The organism is Streptomyces sp. NPDC005438 (genome assembly GCF_040606315.1).
Taxonomy (GTDB): Bacteria; Actinomycetota; Actinomycetes; order Streptomycetales; family Streptomycetaceae; genus Streptomyces.
Genome location: NZ_JBEXEP010000001.1, coordinates 947,946 through 970,660 on the forward strand (window position 1 = coordinate 947,946; position 22,715 = coordinate 970,660).

The 22,715-nt window shown below is 71.9% G+C and carries 15 protein-coding genes and 1 tRNA gene; 10 read left to right on the forward strand and 6 right to left on the reverse strand.

Annotated elements, in window-relative coordinates; all coding sequences use genetic code 11:
• Positions 1 to 599: 599 nt before the first annotated feature.
• Positions 600 to 1,928, forward strand: a complete 1,329-nt coding sequence (locus tag ABZT14_RS03960) for an MFS transporter (RefSeq protein ID WP_356296497.1) — start codon at positions 600 to 602, stop codon at positions 1,926 to 1,928.
• Between the two features lie 487 nt (positions 1,929 to 2,415).
• On the opposite strand, the gene ABZT14_RS03965 is transcribed toward ABZT14_RS03960, so the two are convergent.
• Positions 2,416 to 2,488: transfer RNA gene (locus ABZT14_RS03965), tRNA-Arg, on the reverse strand.
• Positions 2,489 to 2,812: 324 nt separating this feature from the next.
• On the opposite strand from ABZT14_RS03965, the gene ABZT14_RS03970 reads away from it, so the two are divergent.
• The 9 genes from ABZT14_RS03970 to ABZT14_RS04010 all read left to right on the forward strand — a co-directional run bounded on the left by ABZT14_RS03970 (position 2,813) and on the right by ABZT14_RS04010 (position 14,103).
• Positions 2,813 to 4,627, forward strand: coding sequence for a dynamin family protein (locus ABZT14_RS03970; RefSeq protein WP_356296499.1), 1,815 nt, complete (start codon positions 2,813 to 2,815; stop codon positions 4,625 to 4,627).
• Positions 4,628 to 4,632: 5 nt separating this feature from the next.
• Positions 4,633 to 6,798 carry a GTPase gene (locus tag ABZT14_RS03975; protein ID WP_356296501.1) on the forward strand — a complete coding sequence of 722 codons (2,166 nt, stop codon included), beginning with the start codon at positions 4,633 to 4,635 and terminating at the stop codon, positions 6,796 to 6,798.
• A 492-nt stretch (positions 6,799 to 7,290) separates the two neighbouring features.
• Positions 7,291 to 7,731: a single-stranded DNA-binding protein gene (locus ABZT14_RS03980; protein ID WP_356296504.1), complete on the forward strand. Its 441-nt coding sequence runs from the start codon at positions 7,291 to 7,293 to the stop codon at positions 7,729 to 7,731.
• Positions 7,732 to 7,925: 194 nt separating this feature from the next.
• Positions 7,926 to 9,575: a thioester domain-containing protein gene (locus tag ABZT14_RS03985; protein ID WP_356296507.1), complete on the forward strand. Its 1,650-nt coding sequence runs from the start codon at positions 7,926 to 7,928 to the stop codon at positions 9,573 to 9,575.
• Between the two features lie 120 nt (positions 9,576 to 9,695).
• Positions 9,696 to 11,360 (forward strand): energy-dependent translational throttle protein EttA, encoded by a 1,665-nt coding sequence (gene ettA, locus ABZT14_RS03990; RefSeq protein ID WP_356296510.1) that lies wholly within the window; start codon positions 9,696 to 9,698, stop codon positions 11,358 to 11,360.
• A gap of 2 nt (positions 11,361 to 11,362) precedes the next feature.
• Positions 11,363 to 11,791, forward strand: a complete 429-nt coding sequence (locus ABZT14_RS03995) for a thioesterase family protein (protein ID WP_356296513.1) — start codon at positions 11,363 to 11,365, stop codon at positions 11,789 to 11,791.
• Complete coding sequence (locus ABZT14_RS04000) at positions 11,788 to 12,471, forward strand: hypothetical protein (protein ID WP_356296516.1); 684 nt, start codon at positions 11,788 to 11,790, stop codon at positions 12,469 to 12,471. The genes ABZT14_RS03995 and ABZT14_RS04000 overlap by 4 nt, the downstream gene beginning before the upstream one ends.
• A 112-nt stretch (positions 12,472 to 12,583) precedes the next feature.
• Positions 12,584 to 12,985, forward strand: a complete 402-nt coding sequence (locus ABZT14_RS04005) for a globin (RefSeq protein ID WP_356296520.1) — start codon at positions 12,584 to 12,586, stop codon at positions 12,983 to 12,985.
• 167 nt (positions 12,986 to 13,152) lie between these two features.
• Positions 13,153 to 14,103: a methyltransferase domain-containing protein gene (locus tag ABZT14_RS04010; RefSeq protein ID WP_356296523.1), complete on the forward strand. Its 951-nt coding sequence runs from the start codon at positions 13,153 to 13,155 to the stop codon at positions 14,101 to 14,103.
• A 178-nt stretch (positions 14,104 to 14,281) separates the two neighbouring features.
• Here ABZT14_RS04010 and ABZT14_RS04015 read toward each other — a convergent pair whose 3' ends face one another.
• The 5 genes from ABZT14_RS04015 to ABZT14_RS04035 form a co-directional block, all read right to left on the reverse strand.
• A complete protein-coding gene (locus ABZT14_RS04015) occupies positions 14,282 to 15,598 on the reverse strand; it encodes an FHA domain-containing protein (RefSeq protein WP_356296526.1) in 1,317 nt (438 codons plus the stop codon).
• A gap of 23 nt (positions 15,599 to 15,621) precedes the next feature.
• Positions 15,622 to 16,974, reverse strand: a complete 1,353-nt coding sequence (locus tag ABZT14_RS04020; RefSeq protein WP_356297058.1) for a VWA domain-containing protein — start codon at positions 16,972 to 16,974, stop codon at positions 15,622 to 15,624.
• Positions 16,975 to 17,057: 83 nt separating this feature from the next.
• Positions 17,058 to 18,503: a protein phosphatase 2C domain-containing protein gene (locus tag ABZT14_RS04025; RefSeq protein ID WP_356296528.1), complete on the reverse strand. Its 1,446-nt coding sequence runs from the start codon at positions 18,501 to 18,503 to the stop codon at positions 17,058 to 17,060.
• 2 nt (positions 18,504 to 18,505) lie between these two features.
• Positions 18,506 to 21,370 carry a tetratricopeptide repeat protein gene (locus ABZT14_RS04030; RefSeq protein ID WP_356296531.1) on the reverse strand — a complete coding sequence of 955 codons (2,865 nt, stop codon included), beginning with the start codon at positions 21,368 to 21,370 and terminating at the stop codon, positions 18,506 to 18,508.
• Positions 21,367 to 22,668, reverse strand: a complete 1,302-nt coding sequence (locus tag ABZT14_RS04035) for a hypothetical protein (RefSeq protein ID WP_356296534.1) — start codon at positions 22,666 to 22,668, stop codon at positions 21,367 to 21,369. The genes ABZT14_RS04030 and ABZT14_RS04035 overlap by 4 nt, the downstream gene beginning before the upstream one ends.
• Positions 22,669 to 22,715 lie beyond the last annotated feature (47 nt).

Below are 22,715 nucleotides of genomic sequence, written 5' to 3' on the forward strand. Positions count from 1 at the left end.
TGCCGGGGCTGTCCGGTGGCTCCCCTGGGGGCGGGCTGTCCTGGATCCACGGTGCGGGCGGCCTGCCGGGGAGGGGCCGCGCTCGCCCTGGCGCCAGGGCCTCGGCGTCCGCTTCCTCGTCCTCGTTGTCGCCGGGCGGTGCCGGAGGCGAGGAGTTCGTGGGGTTCCGCGCCCCCGGGTTGGCCGACGAGGGCCGGGCGGTAGCCGTTCCGCTGTCGGTCGGCGTGTGGTGGCGACCGAGTTCCGTGGGGTGCGTGCGGGGTGCGTGCCCGCGACGACCCGCTGTCGGTGGGAGCCGCCTCGGGCTCCGTTCCCCGTCAGGGGGTGAGGTGCCTCAACAGTCGGCCCGAGAGGGCCTGGCCTGCCGGATATCGTGGACTTGGCGGAGTGTCAGATGTGCCCCCCGGGGCGATTCCGACAGCATCCACAGCAGCCCCCAGGGCTGATAGCTTCTGGCCATGTTCACTCCTTGTGCGTAGAGCAGCCCAACGCCCCGCCTCCGGTGGGGTGTTCGGACGCTCTTTCTCGCGGCGGACGCGCTGCCCGGCCCTGCACCGGCTTCGGGTGTGCTCCCGCCGACACCACTGAGGAGTACCCCGATGCTTTCGCCTGCTCAGGCGCCTTCGTACCGTGCAGTGCTGCGCACGCCGTTCGCGCGGCGCACCTTCCTGCTGTCGCTCGTGGGCCGGTTGTCCTACGGCACCGTCTTCTTGCCCATCACACTCGCCGTCACTTCCAGCACCGGGTCCTACGCCCAAGCCGGGGTCGTCATGGCGGTGTTCGGGCTGACCAACTCGATGCTGGCACCACTGCGCGCCGGGCTCATCGACAGGCACGGCCCGGCTCGCCTGCTGCTGCCCATGGGCGTCGCCTACGCGCTGCTGGCCGCGTTGGCTGCCGCCACCTGGTCGCGCGACACCCCCGGGTGGCTGCTCATTCCGCTCTCCGCCGCGGCGGGCGCGTGCGCCCCGCCGCTCGGCCCGGTGATGCGCACGGTCTGGAGCGGCCTGCTGCCCGACTCCCGGATGCTTCAGCGTGCCTACAGCCTGGACACCGTCTGCGAGGAACTGCTGTATGTGACGGGGCCGATGATCGTCGGGCTCCTCGTCGTGGTGGCCGACCCGCCGCTCGGTATCGCCGTCAGCGCGGCCCTGGTCCTGGTCGGCACCCTCGCCTTCGTCTGTGCACCTCCCGTACGCGCCGCGCGCGGAGCCCCCGAAGCGCCTCCGTCGGCCGAGCCAGCGCCCGGCCGCCGCGCCTGGCGCCTGCGCCTGCCCCTGGCGCAGAGCCTGCCGGGCGGGCCGCTGTGTGTGTCGGCCGGGCTGGGCTTGGTTCTGGGCGCGCTCAGCCTGTTCGTGGTCGCCTTCGCGGAGCGGTACGGCCGGGTCTCCTCGGTCGCCTGGATCGAGGCGGCGCTCGCCGTCGGCAGCGTGGTGGGCGGCCTGGCGTACGGGAGCCGCACGTGGCGCGCCTCGTCCCGCACCCGGCTTTCGGTGCTGGCCGTGGCACTCGCCGCCGCACTGGCCTTCGCGGGAGTCTCATCCACTGTGGTTGTGCTGGCAGCGATCGTGGCCGTCTGCGGGCTGCTGGTCGCCCCGACCCTGACGACCTCTTACCTGCTGGCCGACGAGATGGCCACCGACCGGAACCGCACCCGCGTCGGCACCTGGGTCAACACCGCCTTCAACTTGGGCAACTCAGCCGGTGCCGCCTCCGCGGGCCTGCTCGTGGGAGTTCTGCCGCTGCCTGCCTGCTTCGCTCTGGCGGCCGTCCCGTTGCTGCTCTCCGCTCTCACCCCACGAACCTCCCGCACGGCCGAGGAGCCCGCCGACGCGGCCACGAAGGCTCCGACGAAGACGGAGACCGAGCGGGGAGAGACCGACCGGGAAGAGACCGACGCCGACCCACACCACGGTTCGGCGGGCTGACCCGAAGGCCGGGCTCGTCCGCGACAAGGGCCCCTGGACCGGCATCGACGACGTCGAAGCCGCCGTCGCCGAGTACGTCGACCGGTCCAGGCGGCGACGCCTCCGCAGCGAGCTCGGCCACGTCACCCCAGCCGAACGCGAGACCGCCCCCCCGTCACACCACCACAACCGCCCCTTCAGCGGCACCCGTCCAGACGCGCCGCCTCGCGGGCCACGTGCGCTGCTGCCCTCCCGAGCAGATCCGGGAGGAAATCGGCGGCGCACTCCTGGTGCACGTAGTGCGAGTGCGACACGAGGTCGCTCCAGCTGAGTGGATGAGTGAGAGGACGCGGTAACCGACCCGGACCAGTGTCCAAGGTCCGTCCCCACGCTCGCATGTGTCGCTGGCGACGGCGGGTGTGAAGTCGAGCGAAAAAGCCACAAGAGCAGCCTGGCCGTCGGGCAGCCACAGACGAAGGGCCCCACGGGCAACCGTGGATGCTGTACGTGCCCCCGGCAGGACTCGAACCTGCGACCAAGCGCTTAGAAGGCGCCTGCTCTATCCGCTGAGCTACGGGGGCTGGCCCGTGGCGACGGCGCCGACCGGTTCACCATGACCATGGCGTGGTCAAGGATAGGGGCCGCTGACGGTCGCTCTGGTTGCTTCACCTCCGGGACGCCATGTGGAGGTTCCGTGAAGCGTCACGATAATCGCAGGCGGGTGCCGTTCGCGCACTGCTTTTCCCGATGGAGGGTGGGCATGTTGCGTAGTCGTTATGACTCCCCGGAGGTGAGGGTGGCCGCCTGGGTGGCGATAGGTCGACTGCCTCGCGGATGGGGTTGATTTCCGCGGAATAGTGGCGAATGAGCTTCAATATTCTGGAGAAATTGGGCATTCTTCGCATGTGGCGATCTTGGAAGAACGGCCCCAACTCCTGGACGCGCTGGGCGAGCTACGCGAGTGCGTGGCCGCCGCGCGTTTTCCCTTGCCGCTTCCCGGAGTTGAACGGATCCGACGGTCCCGTGACGAGCTGCTCGACAGGCTGGACGACCATCTGATCCCCAGGTTGCGTGACCCTGACGCACCGTTGCTCGCGGTGTTCGGGGGCTCCACCGGCGCCGGGAAGTCGACGTTGATCAACTCCCTGGCCGGGCGAAGAGTGAGTGAGGCGGGCGTACTTCGCCCCACCACGCGCACCCCGGTCCTGGTCTGTCACCCACAGGACCGGCCCTGGTTCATGGGGCAGCGGGTGCTTCCCCGGCTGGGGCGGGTGTGGATGCCCCGCCAGGAGGGCGGCGGGCCGTCAGATCCGCCAAGTGGCGCTTCCTGGGAGGCCGGACAGGAACTGACCACCGGTCAGTCGGAGTGGGACAGCCCGGCCCTGCGGGTGGAGACCGAGAGTGCGCTGACGCCCGGGCTCGCACTGCTGGACGCCCCCGACATCGACTCCCTGGTCGCCCGCAACCGCGACCTGGCCGCCGAACTGATCTGTGCCGCCGACGTCTGGGTACTGGTCACCACCGCCTCCCGTTACGCGGACGCGGTGCCGTGGCAGTTGCTGAACGCCGCCCGGGAGTACGACGCGACCCTGGCGACCGTGCTGGACCGGGTACCCCACCAGATCGCGGCCGAGGTCTCCCGCCGTTTCGGCGGGATGCTGGACGACAACGGTCTGGCCGACGTACCCCGGTTCACCATCCCCGAACTTCCTGAGTCGGCCGGAGGGTCGGGCCTGTTGCCCCACTCCACCATCGCGGCGCTGCGTGAGTGGTTGGACCACCGGGCCCAGGACCCGGCGGCCCGGGCGGTGGCGGCGGAACGCACCCTGCGGGGCGCCCTCGCCGCGTTGCCGGCCCGTACCGCTGAACTGGCCAACGCGGTGGCCGCCCAGCACGCGACCGCCCTGCGGCTGACCCGGGCGGTGGACGAGGCCTTCGAGTCGGCCGAGGCGCGGGTCTGGGAGCGGATCGACCGGGGCGAACTGCTGGCGGGGGAGGTGCTGACACGCTGGCTGGGACAGCCGCAGGACAGCACCAGCGAGGAGTTGCTGGACGCTCTCACCGACACCCTGCACTCGTTGTTGTTGGGGGCGGTGGCCGCGACCGAGGAACGGCTGACCCGGGTGATGAGCGAGCAGCCGGGTACGGCCGCCGCCCTGGCCGCGCCGGAACCGGACGAGGGCCAGCACCCCACCGCCCCGGCGACGTTGGTGGCCGGCGCCCCTCCACCCTCGGACGCCCTGGACCTCGACCCCGACCTGTCGGAACGGGTGGCGCTGGTCGTCCGAAGGTGGCGGCGCTGTCTGGACGAGGTGGTGGAGGAGGAGACCCGCACGGTCGGTATCGGATCGGTGGTGGACCTCGATCGGGTCGCGGCGCTCCTCGCGGTCGACCTGCTGGCCGGTGAGCGGGCTTCGAGGGAGGCGCGTGTTCGGCTACTGGCACTGGTGGGTGGCGATTGTGTGGAGCGGCTGACCGAGCGGGGGTTGGGCTCGTTGGAGAGGTGTGTGAGCCAGGTGCTGTGGCGTGAACAGGACCGCTGGCTCGCACCGGTGGAGGAGCTCAGTGTCGGGCCGGAGCCGCAGGTGCAGTTGGTCGCGGCGATGTCCTCGGTGCGTAGGGCGTCGTCGCCGCAGGTGGGGCGGGCGCTGGGGAGCGCCCTGACGGAGGGGGACCGGGGGGCGTCCTTGGCGCAGCAGTTGTCCTACAGGGAGAGGTGAGCGTGGTGTCGTCAGCGCGGACTGACGCGGAGTCATCAGTTGTCGAGGCGGGAACCGCGAGATTCTGGGGCTCCGCTCCCTCGGAGGCCGAGGAGGAGCGGGGCACGGATGAGCGCCCCGCTGAACTGGCGGCACCCCGATCCCCTGACCGACCTCGAAGCGAGGGAGCCGAGGAACTGGCGGAGGACTCCTCTGGGGCGGAACGCTTCTGGGACGACGGACTGATCGCCCGGAGGGCCGCGACCAGCGCGGAGGCCGACGGGCGCACCGTGGAGGGGCGCCCCTCGCGAGTGGTGCGCAGTAGGGCGGTGGACGCGGACACCGCAGAACCGGTGCCAAGCGGCGCCCCGGACGAGGAGCGGCCAGCCGGACCGCGCCAGGACGGACCGGAGCCTGAAGCGGCGGTACGGGAGGAGTCGGAGACGGCGTCGACTGATGCGGTCGACGTGATGGAGGAGGCCGCGCCCCCTTCGGCGACCGCCACCATCGAGGCTCCGCTGAGGCCGAGCGAGGAGCCCTCGGAACCGCTGGAGGGGGTGCCGGGTGAGGAGGGGTTGGCCCAACGCCTGCGCGCCCTGCGGGAGTTGGTGATCCGCTCCCGGGGTCGGGTGGACGAGGAGTCGTTGGTGGACGCCGTACGTCTGCTGTCGGAGACCGGTGATCGGCGGACGATCTCGCGTACGTTCACCACCGTGGCGCTCGCGGGCGCTACCGGAAGTGGGAAGTCCGCGCTGTTCAACGCCCTGGCCGGCGGTGAGATCTCCGAGTCGGGGGTCGCCCGCCCCACCACCAGGGAACCGCTGGCCTGCACCTGGGTCGGACCTCATGCCGAGGGCGCCGAACGGGTGCTGGACCGACTGGCCGTCGGGGCCCGTTCCCGCCGTTGGATGCGGGACCCCGAGCTGAACGGACTGGTGCTGATCGACCTGCCGGACCACGACTCCACCGTCGAGGTGCACCGGCAGCAGGTCGACCGGTTGCTCAGCCTGGTGGACGCCGTGGTGTGGGTGGTCGACCCGGAGAAGTACGCGGACGCCGCGCTGCACGAGCGCTATCTGCGCCCGCTGGCCGGCTACTCCGAGGTCACCGTGGTGGTCCTCAACCAGTCGGACCGTCTGCCCGGTGACGCCCGGGAGATGGTCCTCGACGACCTGCGACGGCTGCTGGACGAGGACGGCGTCGCGCTCGGTGAGCACGGCGAGCCGGGCGCCCAGGTCCTCGCCACCAGCGCGGTCACCGGCGCGGGGGTGCCCGAACTGCGGGAGAACCTGGTCGAGTTGGTACGGGACCGGCACGCCGCGAGCCGTCGCCTCGCCGCTGACTTGGACCAGGTCGTCGAGGGGCTGCGGCCCTACTACGTCACCGAGGCGGAGGCGCCCGCAGGTCTTACCGAGGAGGCGTACGAGGAGTTCGACGACCGCCTGGCCGCCTCGGTGGGCGCGGTCGCCGAGGGAGAGGCGGCCGAACGCCTGTGGCGACGGCAGGCCCGGCATGCCTGTGCCACACCGTGGAGCCGGATGGTCCGCCGGCGCCGTGCGAAGGCCGTGGCCCGGACCCGTACCGAGGAGGAACGTGAGACGCGGACGCCGTCGGGGGAGGCCTCCGCGGACCCCCTGTGGACCGCCCGACCGGTGCTCGCCGAGGCGGTGCGCTCCCTGACCCAGCAGGCGTCCGACGGCCTGCCCCCGAACTGGGCGCGCAGCGTGCGGGACGCCGCCTGGCGGGGGGCCGACGGCTTGCCCGAGGCGCTGGACACCACGGTCGCCCCCGCTCGCCGGACCTCGGCCGGGGCGGCGGAAGAGGAACCGGTGACCCCACGGCCGCGCTGGTGGACGGTGGTCCGGTGCACACAGTCGCTGCTGGTCGGCCTGCTGGGCCTCGGTGCCGTGTGGGGCGTCGCCGTCGTACTCGGGCTGCTGCCCGGGCCGTTGTGGGCAGCGGCGGCGGTGTGCGGTGGCGCGCTGGTGGCCGGTCCGCTCCTGGCCTGGGGCACGGGCCTCGCGGCTCGGGGGCCGGCACGGGCGTACGGCCTGGAACGGGAGAAACAGTTGCGGCGACTGGCGGCGGGCTGCGGTCGGCTGAGGGTGCTGGAACCGGTGGCCGCGGAGTGGGCCCGCTACGAGGAGGTCCGGGAACGCTACCTGGTGGCGACGGGCGTGGACGCCTCCTGAGGCCACGCCCCGGGGCAACTGTGAGGCCGGTGTGTCGAGGTCGGGGGCGACACCTGGAGGCAGCGGCGATCCCTCACGGGGGAGACCTCCCTCTCGTCCCGGTCGCCGTCCTCCGGTACCCGGCCTCGACCAGGGCGGGACCGTCCGTACGCGGTGCGCGCCCGGGCAGGGGGCACGGGCTCCCGGGGCCACGGGGCCGTGAGCGGCGGATGCGTGCGCGTGGCCGTGGGGGAGGGCGGGCGAACAGAGGTGCGAGGAGGTCATGACCGCTCGGTGCCCGACCGATCGGGAGCGAATCCCGGAGGGGGCCCGTCTCGCTCGTAAGGGTGGACCGGTTATCCACAACCGGCGAGTTATCCACCGAAAACCCGGTTGCTCAGCGCGTTCGTTCCCGCTCCTCAACGATGGGCGTTCCTCCGGTCGGTCACGGCCGGGAGGAGCGCCCATCGTCGTGGAGACAGGACCGGTTCGCCGGCCAGAGGGAGACCAGAGATGAACGAGACCCAGGTGACCATCACGGGAAACGTCGCCACCTCCGTGGAGTACCGCAACTCCGCCTCCGGGGCGCCCATGGCGCGCTTCCGGCTGGCGTCCACCATCCGTCGCTTCGACCGGGGGCGAGGCTCCTGGGCGGACGCGTACACCAACTTCTACACCGTGCTGGCCTGGCGTTCCCTGGCCAGCAACCTGACGTCCTCGATCACGCTGGGCGAACCGGTCATCGTTATCGGCCAGTTGAAGGTGGTCGAGAAGGACGTGGACGGCAAGAGGTTCATCTCGGCGGACATCATGGCCAGTTCCGTGGGCCACGACCTCAACCGGGGCACCTCGGCCTTCGCCCGCATCGTCCAGGCCCACCAGAACGTGCTGGGCGAACCGGGCAACGGCTTCGCCGGCACCCCTGACATGGACCAACTGGTTCCGAGTCAGTGAGGCAGGGTGATCGTCCCGGTCTGTCGGAGTCCGGGTAACGATTGCGAGTCGGAACGTGTGGGCCTTGCGGAATCCGGGCAGCGCGGCCCACCTCACTTCTTAGGATCCCGTGGTTACTGCACGGGTCTCGAAGTTCTGCTGGCCGACCTCCTCGCCGTTGAGCCGTCAAGTGGTCGTTGCCCAGAAGGGAAACCATGACTTCCGTACGTCGACGCGCCACCGCACGCCTGACCGCCGGCTTACTGTCAGCGGGGCTGCTGGTGGCCGTCACCGGTGCCGAGGCCCGGGCGCAACAGGGCGCGAGCCCCGACCTGGAGGGTGCCACGGCGACCCTCCAGGGGCTGAAGCTGTACGACCAGGCGGTGATCAAGACCAGGGACGGCAGCCAGAAGACCGGTGCCGGCCTGTTCGAGATGGCCGTCGAAGGCGGCGGCACCCTGCAGACCTACGGCGTCGACCCGCTCAACTCCTCCCAGGAGCAGGCGCGTTACCAGGAGAGCGCCTGGAAGGAGTCCACGCTCCACAACAACCGGAACAGCGGCAGGATCCGCTGGGTGCTCCAGCACTCCTACCCCCACGTCAACGACCTGACGAAGCTGGCCAGGAAGGCGGGCGCCCGGCAGTTGACCAAGCGCACGGCGGCGGCCGGGACCCAGGTGGCCATCTGGCGCCTGGCCGACCGGACCAGCGTGCGGGCGGTCAACCCCTCGGCGCAGAAGCTCGCCGACCACCTGGTGCGCACCGCGAAGCGGTTGCCCGAGCCCCGGGCGTCGCTGAGCGTCAGCTCCACCGAGGTCGCCGGACGGAGTGGGGACCGCGTGGGGCCGATCACCGTGCGGACCAGCGCCTCCAGGGTCACCGTGAGCCCCGCCGTGGACGCCGCCTCCCTCGGGGTGAAGCTGGTCGACCGCGAGGGCGAGGAGGTCACCTCCGCCCGTGACGGAAGCCGGTTGTACTTCCAGCTGCCCAAGGACGCCGAGCCCGGGGCCAGTTCACTCACCGTCGAGGCCTCCACCAAGGTCCCGGTCGGACGGGTCCTCACCGGGCTGGGGGAGAACGCCAAGACACAGCCCCAGGTGCTCGCCGGCTCCAGCCAGTCCACCGTCGCCGCGACCAGCACCGTCAACTGGGCGGAGGGCGGGGCCATACCCGCGGTGACCGCACGGAAGAACTGCTCCAAGCGGGGCGTGGACGTCCATGTGGACAACCGGGGGGACCGGCCCTTCGTCTTCGAGCTGGACCAGGGCCAGCACCGGGTCGACGCCTCGAAGACCGAGACGGTCACCGTGCCGGTGCGGGAGGACCAGGCGTACCGCATCGCGATAGCGACCCCCTCGGGAGGCAAGCGCGTCTTCAGCGGCGTGCTCGACTGCGAGAACGTCGGCGCTCCGGTGGAACAGGCAGCGGGGCTGACCACCCAGACCGGCCCGGCCACGGTGGGCGGCGGTCAGGAGCCCGGCACCACGGACCTGGCGGAGACCGGGGCCAACAACAACACCATGCTGATAGCCGGGGTGGCCGTCGCCTTCATCGTGGTGGGCGGACTCGCCGTGCTGATGGTGCGGGTACGCAAGCCCGAGGAGTCCGAGGAGGAGGCCGGTCAGGCGGTCGCCCCCGAGGCGGACGCTGACGGTTCGACCGAGGGGACCGGGCCCGAGGTGGGCCGTGACGTGACGGCGGCCGGTGAGAAGGTCGGTTCCCGGGCCACCGGGGCGGAGGGCGCCACGGAAAGCGGCGAGGCTCCGCGATCAGCTGCCGCCCGACCAGGAACGGAAGGCGACGAGGACGGCACCGGGACCACGGGTGCCGGTGAGGGACGTGAGGCTCCGGGGGACGAGAAGTAGCCCCCACACCACCCTCGGTGGCCGAGGTGCGTCGGCCGTATCCCGCGCATTTCGGTCCCGGCCCGTGTGTGCGGCAAGATGGGTCCATCTGCCCACTTCCAGAATGCCGGACGGTTTCCCTTGGCTGAGTTCATTTACACCATGCGCAAGACGCGCAAGGCGCACGGCGACAAGGTCATCCTCGACGATGTCACCCTGAGCTTTCTTCCGGGCGCGAAGATCGGTGTCGTGGGCCCCAACGGCGCCGGCAAGTCGACGGTGTTGAAGATCATGGCGGGGCTGGAGCAGCCCTCCAACGGAGACGCCCAGCTCTCGCCGGGGTACACGGTCGGCATCCTGCTCCAGGAGCCGCCGCTGGACGAGTCCAAGACGGTGTTGCAGAACGTCGAGGACGGTGTCGCCGAGACCAAGTCCAAGCTCGACCGGTTCAACGAGATCGCCGAGGAGATGGCGACCAACTACACCGACGAGCTGATGGAGGAGATGGGCAAGCTCCAGGAGTTCCTGGACCACTCCAACGCCTGGGACCTGGACGCCCAGTTGGAACAGGCGATGGACGCCCTGGGCTGCCCGCCCGGCGACTGGCAGGTGACCAACCTCTCCGGCGGTGAGAAGCGCCGGGTGGCCCTGTGCAAGCTGCTGCTGGAGCAGCCCGACCTGCTGCTGCTGGACGAGCCCACCAACCACCTGGACGCGGAGTCCGTGCAGTGGCTGGAGCAGCACCTCGCCAAGTACCCGGGCACCGTCGTGGCGATCACCCACGACCGGTACTTCCTGGACAACGTGGCGGAGTGGATCCTGGAGCTGGACCGTGGCCGGGCCATCGGGTACGAGGGCAACTACTCCACGTACCTGGAGAAGAAGCAGGCCCGACTGAAGGTCGAGGGGCAGAAGGACGCCAAGCGGGCCAAGCGCCTCAAGGAGGAGTTGGAGTGGGTCCGCTCCAACGCCAAGGGCCGTCAGACCAAGTCCAAGTCCCGACTGGCCCGTTACGAGGAGATGGCGGCGGAGGCGGAGAAGACCCGGAAGCTGGACTTCGAGGAGATCCAGATCCCGCCGGGGCCGCGCCTGGGCAACATGGTCGTGGAGGTGGAACACCTCAGCAAGGCGTTCGGCGACAAGGTGCTGATCGACGACCTGTCGTTCACCCTGCCGCGCAACGGCATCGTCGGCGTCATCGGCCCCAACGGCGCCGGCAAGACCACGCTGTTCAAGATGCTCCAGGGTCTGGAGGAGCCGGACTCCGGCAAGATCCGGGTCGGCGACACCGTCAAGATCTCCTACGTCGACCAGTCCCGCGCCAACATCGACCCCAAGAAGACCCTGTGGGCCGTGGTCTCCGACGAGCTGGACTACATCAACGTGGGCCAGGTCGAGATGCCCTCCCGCGCCTATGTGAGCGCCTTCGGCTTCAAGGGCCCGGACCAGCAGAAGCCGGCCGGCGTGCTCTCCGGCGGTGAGCGCAACCGCCTCAACCTGGCGCTCACCCTCAAGCAGGGCGGCAACCTGCTGCTGCTGGACGAGCCCACCAACGACCTGGACGTGGAGACGCTCTCCTCGCTGGAGAACGCCCTGCTCGACTTCCCGGGCTGCGCCGTGGTGGTCTCCCACGACCGGTGGTTCCTGGACCGCATCGCCACCCACATCCTCGCCTACGAGGGTGAGAGCAAGTGGTTCTGGTTCGAGGGCAACTTCGAGTCGTACGAGAAGAACAAGATCGAACGACTCGGGGCCGAGGCCGCCCGTCCGCACCGTGCCACCTACAAGAAGCTGACCCGGAGCTGACCGTGCGGCACCAGTACCAGTGTGCCGTGCGGTGGTCGGACATGGACGTCTTCGGCCACGTCAACAACGTGGTCTTCCTCCGGTACCTGGAGGAGGCGAGGATCGACCTGCTGTTCCGGCTGGCGAGGCAGGAGTACCCCGGGAGCTTCGCGGGCGGGTCCGTGGTCGCCCGGCACGAGATCGACTACCTCAAGCCCCTGGTACACGGCCACAGGCCGGTCACCGTGGAGACCTGGGTCACCAAGATCCGGTTCGCCTCGGCGATCCTCGCCTACGAGGTCAAGGACGAGCGGCTCACCTACGTACGGGCGTCCACGGTGATCGTTCCCTACGACCTCGACCGGAGTCAGCCCCGCCGGCTCACCCAGGAGGAGACCTCCTTCCTGGAGCGTTACCTGGACGACCGCAGCGAGGGGACACTGACGCCATGACGATGCTTCGGACGGCATCGGCCCTGCACTTCCAGGACCCGGGGGAGGCCGGCGACCTCGCCGCCTTCCTCGGGCGCCTGCTGCGCTGGGACCGGGCCGCCGGAGTACGTCTGTGCGCCGAGGCCGGAGTGGTCGCGGTCTTCGCCCAACCCGCCCGGTTCGAGGTGCTGGCCGTACGCAGCGCCCGACTGCGGGGCGAGCCGAGCCTGGACCGCACCGTCTCCGCCGGCGAACTGCTGGAGGGCATCGACCAGCGCCAGGAGTCCGCCACCCTGCCCGAACCGGTCACCGGCCCGGCCTGGGCGGGCGTACTGCCCCCACGCCAGGGCTGGGGCCCGGTGGCTCGGCTGCCCTACGCCACCGTGCGGGACAGCGCGGCGCGACTGGTGGCCGAATTCCGTACCCGCAGCCAGCCGTTGGGAGGTGACCGGAAAGCGCTGGACGCCCTGGCCGACGAGCTGTGGAGCCGGGTGCTGCCGGACACCGAGCTACCACTTCGCGCGGTGCACGCGGCCTACGCCCTGGGCTTCCTCCGCGAGCCCGACGCCGCGCTCCCGCCCCAGCGGACCGAGGTCAGCCTGCTGTCCGCCGGGCCCTGGCTGCGACTGCGGACGCTCTACGGAGCGGTGCTGTGGCGCAGGCCCGGCACGGCGAGAGGCCTGAGCGTCACCCCGGTGTGAGCGCCGTCGGCCGCCGTGCCTTTCACGTGGCCTTCCGGGGTTCCGCCCGGGCGTACGGCGACATGGACTTCGATGACACCGACCCGGGGCCATCTGCGACCATGGGGGAGTGATGGAGATTCGGCGAGGCAGCCCGCAGGAGCAGACCTTCTACGAACAGGTCGGCGGCGAGGAGACCTTCCGGCGACTGGTGCGCCGCTTCTACGAGGGCGTCGCCGACGACCCGGTGCTCCGGCCGATGTATCCAGAGGAGGACCTCGGTCCCGCCGAGGAGCGTCTGGTGCTGTTCCTGATGCAGTACTGGGGCGGCCCCCGTACCTACAGCGACCAGCGTGGACATCCCCGACTGCGGATGCGGCACGCCCCCTTCAAGGTCGACCGAGCGGCGCACGACGCCTGGCTGCACCACATGCGGGAAGCCGTCGACAGCGTGGAGTTGGACCCCGAGCACGAGCGGCAGCTGTGGGACTACCTCGTCTACGCGGCAGCCTCCATGGTCAACTCCCCGGACTGACCGCCCGGTTGCCCTCGCGGCGGCACGGGTCGGGACACCGCGCGCCCCGGACCGGGCGCTGGTCCACGGTCACCGGTACGGGGCGGTACTCCGGCCCCCGCCGGTGGGCTGACGTGACCGGCCGGTTCCCCTTCGCACCGGGGCCGGTCGGGCAGCACAGTGGAGGCATGGGCCCCGAGGAGTTGGCACGGACGCTCCAGGCCGAGGGAGCACTGAGTGACCCGGCCTGGCGGGAGGCGTTCGCCCGGGTACCCCGTGAACTGTTCGTCCCCTGCTACCACGTGGCGACCGCCTCCGGCTACGAACGCCGCTGGCGGTACCACCCCGACCCCCTGGAGCGACAGCGATGGCGGGCGGGCGTCTACCAGGACGTACCCCTGGCCACCCGCCTCCTGGACGGCGAACTGGTCTCCTCCAGCAGCCAGCCGTCCCTGATGGCGCACATGCTCCACGCTCTCCGGGTGACCGGGGAGAGCCGGGTGCTGGAGATCGGCACCGGCCCCGGCTACAACGCCGCGCTGCTGAGCCACCGGTTGGGTGAGGAGCGGGTGGTCACCGTCGACCTCTGTCCAGAGATCACCGCCGCCGCCCGCACCCACCTCGCCGAGGCCGGCTACCACCCCCGGGTGGTCACCGCCGACGGTGCTCGGGGATGCCCCGAACACGCCCCGTACGACCGGGTGATCGCCACCTGCGGCCTGGACCGGGTGCCTCCCGCCTGGCCCGCCCAGTGCGTGCCGGGTGCCCGCATCCTGGCACCGGTGGCCAACGGACTGCTGGCCCTCAGCGTCGACGACCGGGGCGGGGCACAGGGCACCTTCCTGTCCACGCCCGCCTTCTTCGTACCGTTGCGCGGCGGCACCCCGCGCGGCCCGGCGCCGGACCTGTCGGAGCTGCCCCGTGGAGCCGCTTCCGAGGACAGCCTGCTGTTCCTGCTGACGCTGACGGCCGGTCGCTTGCCCGTCGGCGCCGCGTACCGACTGTGGCGGGACCAGGGCCGACCGGTACGGGAGCGCTACGGGATCACGGTGCGGGGGGACCGGCAGTGGGCCTGGCTCGACGACCCCGAGGGCCCCTGGGCGTGGCCGTTGCCGGGGAGCGGGGGCAACGACGGGTAGCCCCGGGCACCTGACCACGAGGTGGGTGGGAAGCGGCGGTCAACACCACGGGCGCGGCCCCGGCCGGTGCCCCAACCGTCCGCGCCCTGGGGGAGGTTCAGCCGCTCTGGGCCGGCACCCACAGCACGGTGCCCCGGACCTCGCGGGGTCCGGGGCACCGGCTCGACGACGGACGCGCTCAGGCGCGACGGAGGGTGATGGTGGTCCAGGCACCCACGTGCACCCGGTCGCCGTCCTGAAGCGGTATCGGCACGAACGGCTGGATCGGGTCCTCGCCGCCGTTCAACGTGGTGCCGTTGGTGGAGTCCTGGTCCACCACGGACCAGCTACCGTCCGGCTGTTGCACCAGGATCGCGTGCTTGTGGGAGACCCCCGGGTCCTCGGGCGTACGCCCCAGGTCGATGTCCGGGGCCTCACCGGTGGACTGCCGCCGCCGGCCGATGGTGATCTGCTGGCCGACCAGGGGGAGTTCCTGCTCCGGGGAGTACGCGGGGAGGTTGAGCGCCGCCGCCTCGGGGCCGCTGCGGCCCATCATCGAGGTGAAGTACTCGCGGTCCGGGGCGATCACCGCCACCCAGCTGCCGTGCTGTTGACCGGGCTGGTGCCCCTGGTGGCCCTGGTGCCCCTGAGGAGCGTGGCCGCCCTGCGGGCCGCCCGCCCCGTTCGGCGGCGACAGCGGCCAGTCGTTCTGCCCCGGCTGGTTCTGCTGACCGAACAGACCCGGCTGCTGGACCTCGGGGCCCGGCTGCCCCGGCTGGTTGAGCAGCCCGGGCTGGTAGCCCATGTTGCCCCCGCCCTGGGGTTGGCCGCCCGGTCCGGGCTGCTGTCCTCCGGGGCCGCCGGGCTGGGCGTAGGCCTGCTGCGGGTGACGCATGGGGTCGTGCTGCTGGCCCTGTCCCGGGCCCTCCTGCTGCTGGCCGGGGAAACCGGGGTGACCCTGCTGACCGTGCTGGCCGGGGAAGCCCGGGTGACCTTGCTGGCCCGGGTGACCCTGCTGTTGTCCGGGGAAACCCTGCTGGCTCGGACCCGCCTGGCCGGGGCCTCCGCCGGGGTGCCCCGGGAAGGGGGGCTGGCCCTGGGGTCCGCCACCGCCCTGGGGGAAGCCGGACGGGCCGCCACCCTGTGGCGGGGCGGCGGTGGTCGGGGTGTTGGTGAGGAAGTTGAAGCGGCAGGCCTCACAGAACGGTGCCTGTGCCTCCCGGGGGGTGCCGCACTGGGGGCAGAGTTCCCCCTGGGGCGCGTGCCCCGGGTTGGGGTAGCCGTAGCCGCCGGGAGCGCCGTGACCCTGCTGCTGGCCGGGGTGGCCGGGGAACCCCGAGCCGGGCGGGCCGTGCTGTTGCTGTCCACCGGGCTGCCCCGGGTACCCGTAGCCACCCTGAGGTGGGGGCGGTGGTGCGCTCGCGGCGCTCAGCCCGGCCGAGGCGGACATGCGATGTCCGCACACCTCACACCAGTCATCGGCCGCCGACTGGTGGCCGTTCGGGCAAGTCGGCATCTCGGTGCCTCCCCCTCGTCCTGCTACTTCTTGACGCGAACGGTCTTGGTGGACCGCGTTTCCAGGGTCATCTCGTCTGCCTCGGCGACCTTGGCTTTCAGCCGAACAGTACCGGTAGCGGCGTCTACCACGTCTACCACCTTCGAGAGGAGTCTGGCCGTCTCATTGTTGCCCGATGCGGCTGCCAGTTGTACAGCCCGCCCGAGCTTGGCGGTGGCTCCCGACTCGTCACCCGACTTGCGAAGCTCCAGGCCCTGTTGGATGACCCGGGCCAACTCGGCCTGCCCGGTGTAGTGGGCGACCTGGGGGTTGATCGCGGTGGAGGCCATCATGTCGTTGGTCCATACCGCTCTCATCAGGGCGTGGGCGAGCGTCTCCGGGGGACCGCCCGGGCTGGGGAGCACCAGCGAGGCCCGGGCCGCCAGCATCTCCTGGCCCACTCCGGCCGCCGGCACCCTCACACACACGTGGTAGTCACGGGACTCGTCACCCCAGGACCCGGTGGGGTAGTCACCGGCCCGGGCGTTGACGTCAACCCGGCGGGGAGTGAGGTTTTCCACCCTCGGCGCGACCTGCTTGACGAACTGCACCTCGGCCCCCTGGGGGGTCCACAGTCGCAGCGCCACATCGGCCACGCCCTTGCCCATGGCCTGCCGCATCATCGTGGTGAAGTCGGCGGTCAGGCCGCCCGGATCGGCCACGATGTCGGCGGACCCCAGCAGGGCGGAGGCGATCTGGGTGACCTCCTTCACCTCCCAGTCCGTCCCCACGCCCCGGGCGTCACAGGTGAACCGCCCCGCGCAGTGGTCCAGGGCGGCCCGCAGGTCGGCCGGTGCCTCGTGCTCGTTGCGGCCGTCGGTGAGCAGGATGCCGTGACGGATGGTGGCCCCGGAGTGGTCCAGCAGGTCGGCGGCCAGCCGGAGCCAGGTGCCGATGGCGGTGCCCCCGCCGGCGGTGAGGTGCCCCAGCGCCCACTGGGCCTCCTCGCGGGTACGGGGGGAGGCGATGGCCAGTCGGCCGTTGCCCGGGTAGATCTCCACCGCCTTGTGGGTGCCGGCGACCACGGCGAACCCCACTCCGTCCCGTACGGTCTGGATCGCCGCACCGGTCGCGGCGCGGGCATTCGCCAGTTTGGTCGGCGGGTAGTCCATGGACCCCGAGGTGTCGACCATGATCACCACGCCGGCCTCGGGCTGCTGGGGGTCGGCGATCCGGGGGTCCGTGGAACCGGCCAGGAGCACCCGCCCGGTGGTGCCGCCGCCGGTGGCGGTCACCGTGATGATGGCGTGCACCTCCCGGCCGCCCTCGGGGAGGTACTCGTTCTGGTAGACGTCCACCGAGAACCGAGGGGCACTCGCCTTGGCGAAGTTGGCCATGCTGTTCCGCTCCTGATGTACGCGGAGGGTGTTCCGCTCCTGATGTACGCGGGCCTGGACATGTCCGACCCGGGGGTCGAGGCTCACGGACGCTCCCCCGCGCCCTCGGGGAGGACGAACGGAAGCACCGCGACGGTGACGTTGTCGTGCCCCCCGCCGTCCAGGGCGTAGCCCACCAGACGACGGGCCGCGCGCAGGGGGGCGACTCCGGCGTCCTCGGGCACGGCGGCGGCCATGTCGTCCGCGGACTCGGCGTAGTTCCACAGCCCGTCGGTGCACACGATCACCACCCCGGGCCGGTCCGGCTTGAAGGAGGCGGTGTGGGGCTCCACCTCGTAGGCGTCCGCTCCCAGCCAGCCGGTGATGGCGTGCGCCCGGGGGTCGGAGTAGGCGTCGGCCTCGGTCATCAGCCCGGCCCCCACCATGTGGGCCGCCCAGGAGTCGTCCTCGGTCAGCCGGGCCGGTCGGGCCGAACGGTCCTGGGGCACCCAGTAGGCCCGGCTGTCGCCGACCCAGCCGACGGTCAGGATCCCCTCGACGATCACGGCGCTGACGATGGTGCACGCCGGCGCGTTCTGTTCGGTCGGATCGCCTTCCCGGGCAAGGGAGTTGACCGCCTCGGAGGCCGCCATCACCGCGTCGTGCATCGCGGTCTGGGGGTGGCCGCCGGCCGGGATGGCCTCGGCCATCAGCGAGCGGGCGGCCCGGGCCGCGACCTCGGACGCCTCGTCGGGGCGGGTGGCCGAGGACACCCCGTCGCACACCACGGCGATCAGTGCCTCACCACCACCGGGCATGGGGGTGACCGAGACGTCGAAGGAGTCCTCGTTGCGGTGGTGCCGCAGCCCCCGGTCGCTGGCCGCCGCCAGTCCCCTCAACTCCTGTTCCACGTGGTCGCGTTCCTTGGGCTGGGCGTGACCGCAGTGTTCGCAGTAGCCGTCGGGGTCGATGGCGCCGCGTCCGCAGGCGACACAGGACCCGGCGGCGAAGGTGGCCGCGCGGGGTGGCTCCGGGGCGGCCGGCGTCCGCTCACCGGCCTCGTCGGGCCGGCTCGGCCCACCGGGTTCGGGCGCGCGCTCGGGTTCGGCGGGCTCCTGGGCGGATGCCCGCCGGCCACGGCTACCTCGGGGGTCGGCGCCCATGTTGATGGTCTCCTCCGCCGGCCAGTCCTCCTCGTACTCCTCGCCGGAACGTCGGGGGCCGGGCGGCTGGTCCGGCGCGGCGGACGCGGAGGTCGGGTCACCCTCAGCGTCCACCCCGGTCGGGCGCGCGGTCAACGGCGACGCCGGGCCCGAGGGCGTGCCGGTGGGTTCCCGGTTCCAGGCGGGTGCCTGGACGGGGGAGGCGTGACCTCGGGTTTCCGGTGGGGCGTGCCCGCTCAGGGGCAGCCCCCCGATCGGCACGGTGGGGTGGTCCTGGGTCCACAGGGTGGTCGCCTGAAGGTCCGCGCCGCAGCCGCCGCAGAACAGGTCCTCCTCCTCCAACGGCTCGGCGCACCGGGGGCACCCGGACAACGGAAACTGCGACATGCTCACACCCACGTCCTGGGGCGGAAACGGTTGGCCCGCTCCACCAACTGAATACGTTCACTGCCCGACTGCGCGAGCCGGGCCAGCCTGCGGTACGAGGTCTCCAGCCCTCGGCGCAGCCCTTCCTCGGTCAACGGATGTCCCAGGAGGGTGTTCGGTTCCCGGTTGCCCGAACCCTGACCGGACTGTTGTTCCCCGTGCCGTCCGGCCAGCAGCCAGTCCAGGGCGCAGCCCAGTACCTCGGTGGTCAGCTCCTCGCGGCGCTGGGAGTCCAGGGTGTCCGATCCGAGCCGTTCGACCTGTTGGGCCGCCGCGCGCAGGTCCGCGAGCAGGGGCTCGGTGGGGGAGCGCCGGAACAGCCGGGCCCGTACCGAGGCGACCCTGGCGGTGGTGTGGTGGCTGGAACTCTCCGGTACGGACTGGAGGACCCGTACCGCGCCCTCGCGGTCCTGGATCGCCAGCCGGACCCGGGCCAGCCCGAAGGCGGCGCTGACGAAGGAGGGGTCGGTGGTCCACACCAGGCGGTAGTACTCGGAGGCGTTGTCCAGCTGCCCCAGCGCCTCGGCGCAGACGCCGAGGGCCAGCTTGGGGGTCGGTTCGCCGGGGAACGCGTCGTAGACCGCCTCGAAGGAGTGGGCGGCGGTCTCCATGTCCTCGAAGACCAGCGAGGCCAGCGCGCGGTACCAGATCACCCGCCAGTCGTCGGTGTGCCACCACTCCAGTTCCCGCAGCCGGGAGGCGACCACCTGCTGGATCGTCGGGCTGCCGGGGGAGGGCGAGGCGGTGCCGTCCCGGAACAGTTCCAGGCGGGCGCGCAGTTCCCGCAGCCGCCGCTCCACCGAGTCACCGGGCGCCGCCTCCAGGGCGGTGAGCAGGTCCTCGGGGGCGGAGGCCATCAGTCCGGCCAGGAACCCGGCGTTGGCGTCGGAGGTGTCCACCCGGGGCACCGGCAGCGCGAGGGCGGCGGCCACCACGTCCAGGGGCAGCAGCCGGGGGTCGGGCCCGGCGACCAGGGAGGGGGCGGCACCGTCGGGTCGGCCGCCGGTCAGGGCGCCGGACTCCCCGGTGGCCTGCCGGGGTACGGAGCCCTGGCCGAGGGCGGGCGCCGGGGAACCGCCGGTGGTGCCGGGCGTGGTGGCCCCGCCCCCCGCGACGGAGGCGTACGCGGGGGCCCGGCCCTCGGCGCCGAGGTGGTCGGGCTGGCCGTGGGGGGTACGGGGTGCCGGGGGCGCCGGGGGTGCGGCCTGGCCCAGCACGGCGGCGGGCTGTTCGGCGGCGGAGGGCTTGCGGCGCCGCAGCAGCCCGCCGCCCCGGGGGGCGGTGTCACGGGCCCCCAGGGCGGAGGGGTCGCCGTTGTGGGCGGTGAGCAACTGGGCGCCCACCACCTTGGGTTCGGCGCCGAACAGGGTTGACAGGGCCGGTCGGGGCCGACCGGTGTCCAGGGCGACCACCTCGCGCAGTACCCCGGTCAGTTGCTCGGCCATCTCCTCGGCGGTGGCGAACCGGCGCAGCGGGTCGGGGTCGGTGGCGCGGACCAGGAAGCGGTAGAAGGACTCGTACCGCTGGAAGACCTCGATCCGTTCCGGGTCCGGGAGGGACTCCGCGAACACGTTGGTGTAGCCCTGGAAGTCGAAGGTGAGCACGGCCAGGGTGCGGGCCACGGTGTAGAGGTCGGAGGCGACCGAGGGGCCCAGTTCCGGGACCTCGGGTGCCTGGTAGCCCACCGTTCCGTAGATGGCCGACTCGTGGTCGTCCATCCGCCGGACCGCGCCCATGTCGATCAGCTTCAGCTGGTCGTGCTGCTGGATGGCGTTGTCCACCTTGAAGTCGCAGTACAGCAGGTTGCGGCTGTGCAGGTGGGCCAGCGCCTCCAGGGCCTCGATGCCGTAGGCGCACGCCTGGTCCACCGGCAGCGGGTCACGTCTGCCGTCCGGCGTACGGCGGGAGTTGGCGATCTGCTTCAACGAACGCCCGCCGACGTACTCCATCACTATGTAGCCGTCGAGGCTGCCGGTGCGCTGGTCGAGGTGCTCCACGAAGTTGTAGATCCGCACGATGTTGGAGTGCTCGATCTCGGCCAGGAACCTCCGCTCGGAGACGGCCGCCTCCACCGCGTCCTTGTCCCCGGTGTCCAGCAGGCCCTTGAGGACCACCCAGCGGTCGGCCACCGCGCGGTCGACGGCGAGGTAGATCCACCCCAGGCCACCGTGCGCCAGGCAGCCGGCCACCTCGTACTGCCCGTGCACCAGGTCACCGGGGTTCAGCTTCGGTACGAAGGAGTAGGGGTGCCCGCACTTGGTGCAGAACCCCTCGCTGCGGCCGGGGCGGCTGCCGCGTGCCCGTCCGACCTGCGCCTGGCAGTCGCTGTTGCCGCAGTACCGTTTGCGCTCGGGCACCTCGGGGTCGGCCAGCACCACCGTGGCGGGGTCGGCGCGGGGCACGTCGGGCACCGTCACCAGTCCGGCGCCCAGACGGCTGCGGGGCGTGGAGGAGGTGGTGGTGCGGGAGCTGCGCACCGACACCGAACGGGCCGAGGAGGGGCCGGTCAGCCGCCCGGAGACCGAACGGCTGGAGGTCTGGGAGGAGCGGGACGATCGGGAGGACCGGGCGGACCGCGCGGAGCGGGAGGGGCTGGAGGAACGCGAGGCCGACGAGGAGCGGGAGGAGGACTCCTCCTGCGGGGCCGCCGCCATTCTGCGCGAGGTGATCCCGGTGGGCATCGACCCCACCATGCCGTCGGCCGACACCACGGGGGCGAGCCCGCAGGTGTCGCAGTACATCTCGCCGCCGCCCATGTCCTCGTACGCACCCGTGCAGGTGGGCCGCTGACAGGACTGGCCAGCCATCCGGTTGGCCACGTCGCTCATGCCATCCCCTTACGGTCGGCCGGGGAGTCACCCCGTTGCTGTTCCAGGGCCTCCACCGCTGCCCGTTGGTACTGAAGCACGGCGTCCTCCGCCATGCGCAGGTCACAGGGCGCGCTCCACAACAGCCGGCGCGCCTGGTCGTAACGCTCGGCGAGTAAGGGCTCCCGTGCCACGCCGTGGCGGTCCACCTTCGCGCGGTAGGCGTCCAGCCGCCCGCGCAGTTCGGCTCGTACCGCCAACGGGGCGGTCACCTCCGACAGTTGGGCCCGGGCCCGGTGCAGCTCGTCCTCGGCGCGCTGCTCCAGGCTCTCCAGCAGCGGTGACAGCCGGTGCCAGCGGGCCTGCCGACGGTGCTCGGCCGCCTGCGCCCACTGCTCCTGGAGCAGGGTGGGCGGTCCGCTGACCGCCGGCACCTCGCAGGCGGCGATCTTGGCCAGCACCTCGCCCCGCGCGTTGCGGGCCTCGGCCAGGGTGCGGTCGGTACGGGACAGCAGGTCGCGCAGCCGCAGCAGTCGTTCCTCGGCGTCCTGGCGTACCCCCAGCACCGCCTCCACCTCGCGCCGGACCTCCTCCAGCGCGCGGGCCGCGCGGTCGTAGCGCTCGGTGTCCGGCCGGCCGCCCCCCGGGGCCGAACTGCCGCTTCCGGCACGCCAGAAGGCCAGCGGGTCGGCGATCACCTCAGCCCGCAGGGTCGTCAACTCCTCGGTGATCTCCACCAGGTCGTCGCCGGCCGGGTGTTCCCCGGGCCGTACGCCCACCGAGCGGGCCAGCTGGTGGGTGCGTTGCAACTCGGCGGACAGCAGGTCTATCCGGGCGGGCAACGCCGACCACACCGAGTCCGCGGCGGCCACCACGTCCAGGGAGCGGGCGTACCAGTCGTTCATCCGCTCGATCAGCTCGCCCAGCGTCATCCGCTCGCTCAGCCGAGGCTGTTCGCCCTCCACCACGCGGGCCTGGCCGGAGACGGCCACGCCGCTGCCGCGCAGCATGTCCGTCAGCTCCTCCAGCGCCTCCCGGCCGGGCCACCGCCGACGTTCACGGATCTCGTGGGCGCGCGCCAGGGCACGGGTGAACACCTCGAAGCAGTGCCACAGGTTGCCGATGGCGTCCTCGGTGCGCTGCCAGCGTTCGGCGGTGACGCCCGTCAGCTCGGCGCCCTCCAGCAGACGGCGACCCGCGTGGTCCTGCAGGGCGAGCAGCGAGGTCTCGACCGCCTCGTGTTCCGCGTCCAGCCGCGCCAGAGCACGGTCCACCTCGTCCCGGCTCATCACCGGTTCGATGGGTCCCGTGGCCCCCATGGTTCACCTCGTTCGTCGACGCCAGTTAGTCGGACCTCCACCCCCGT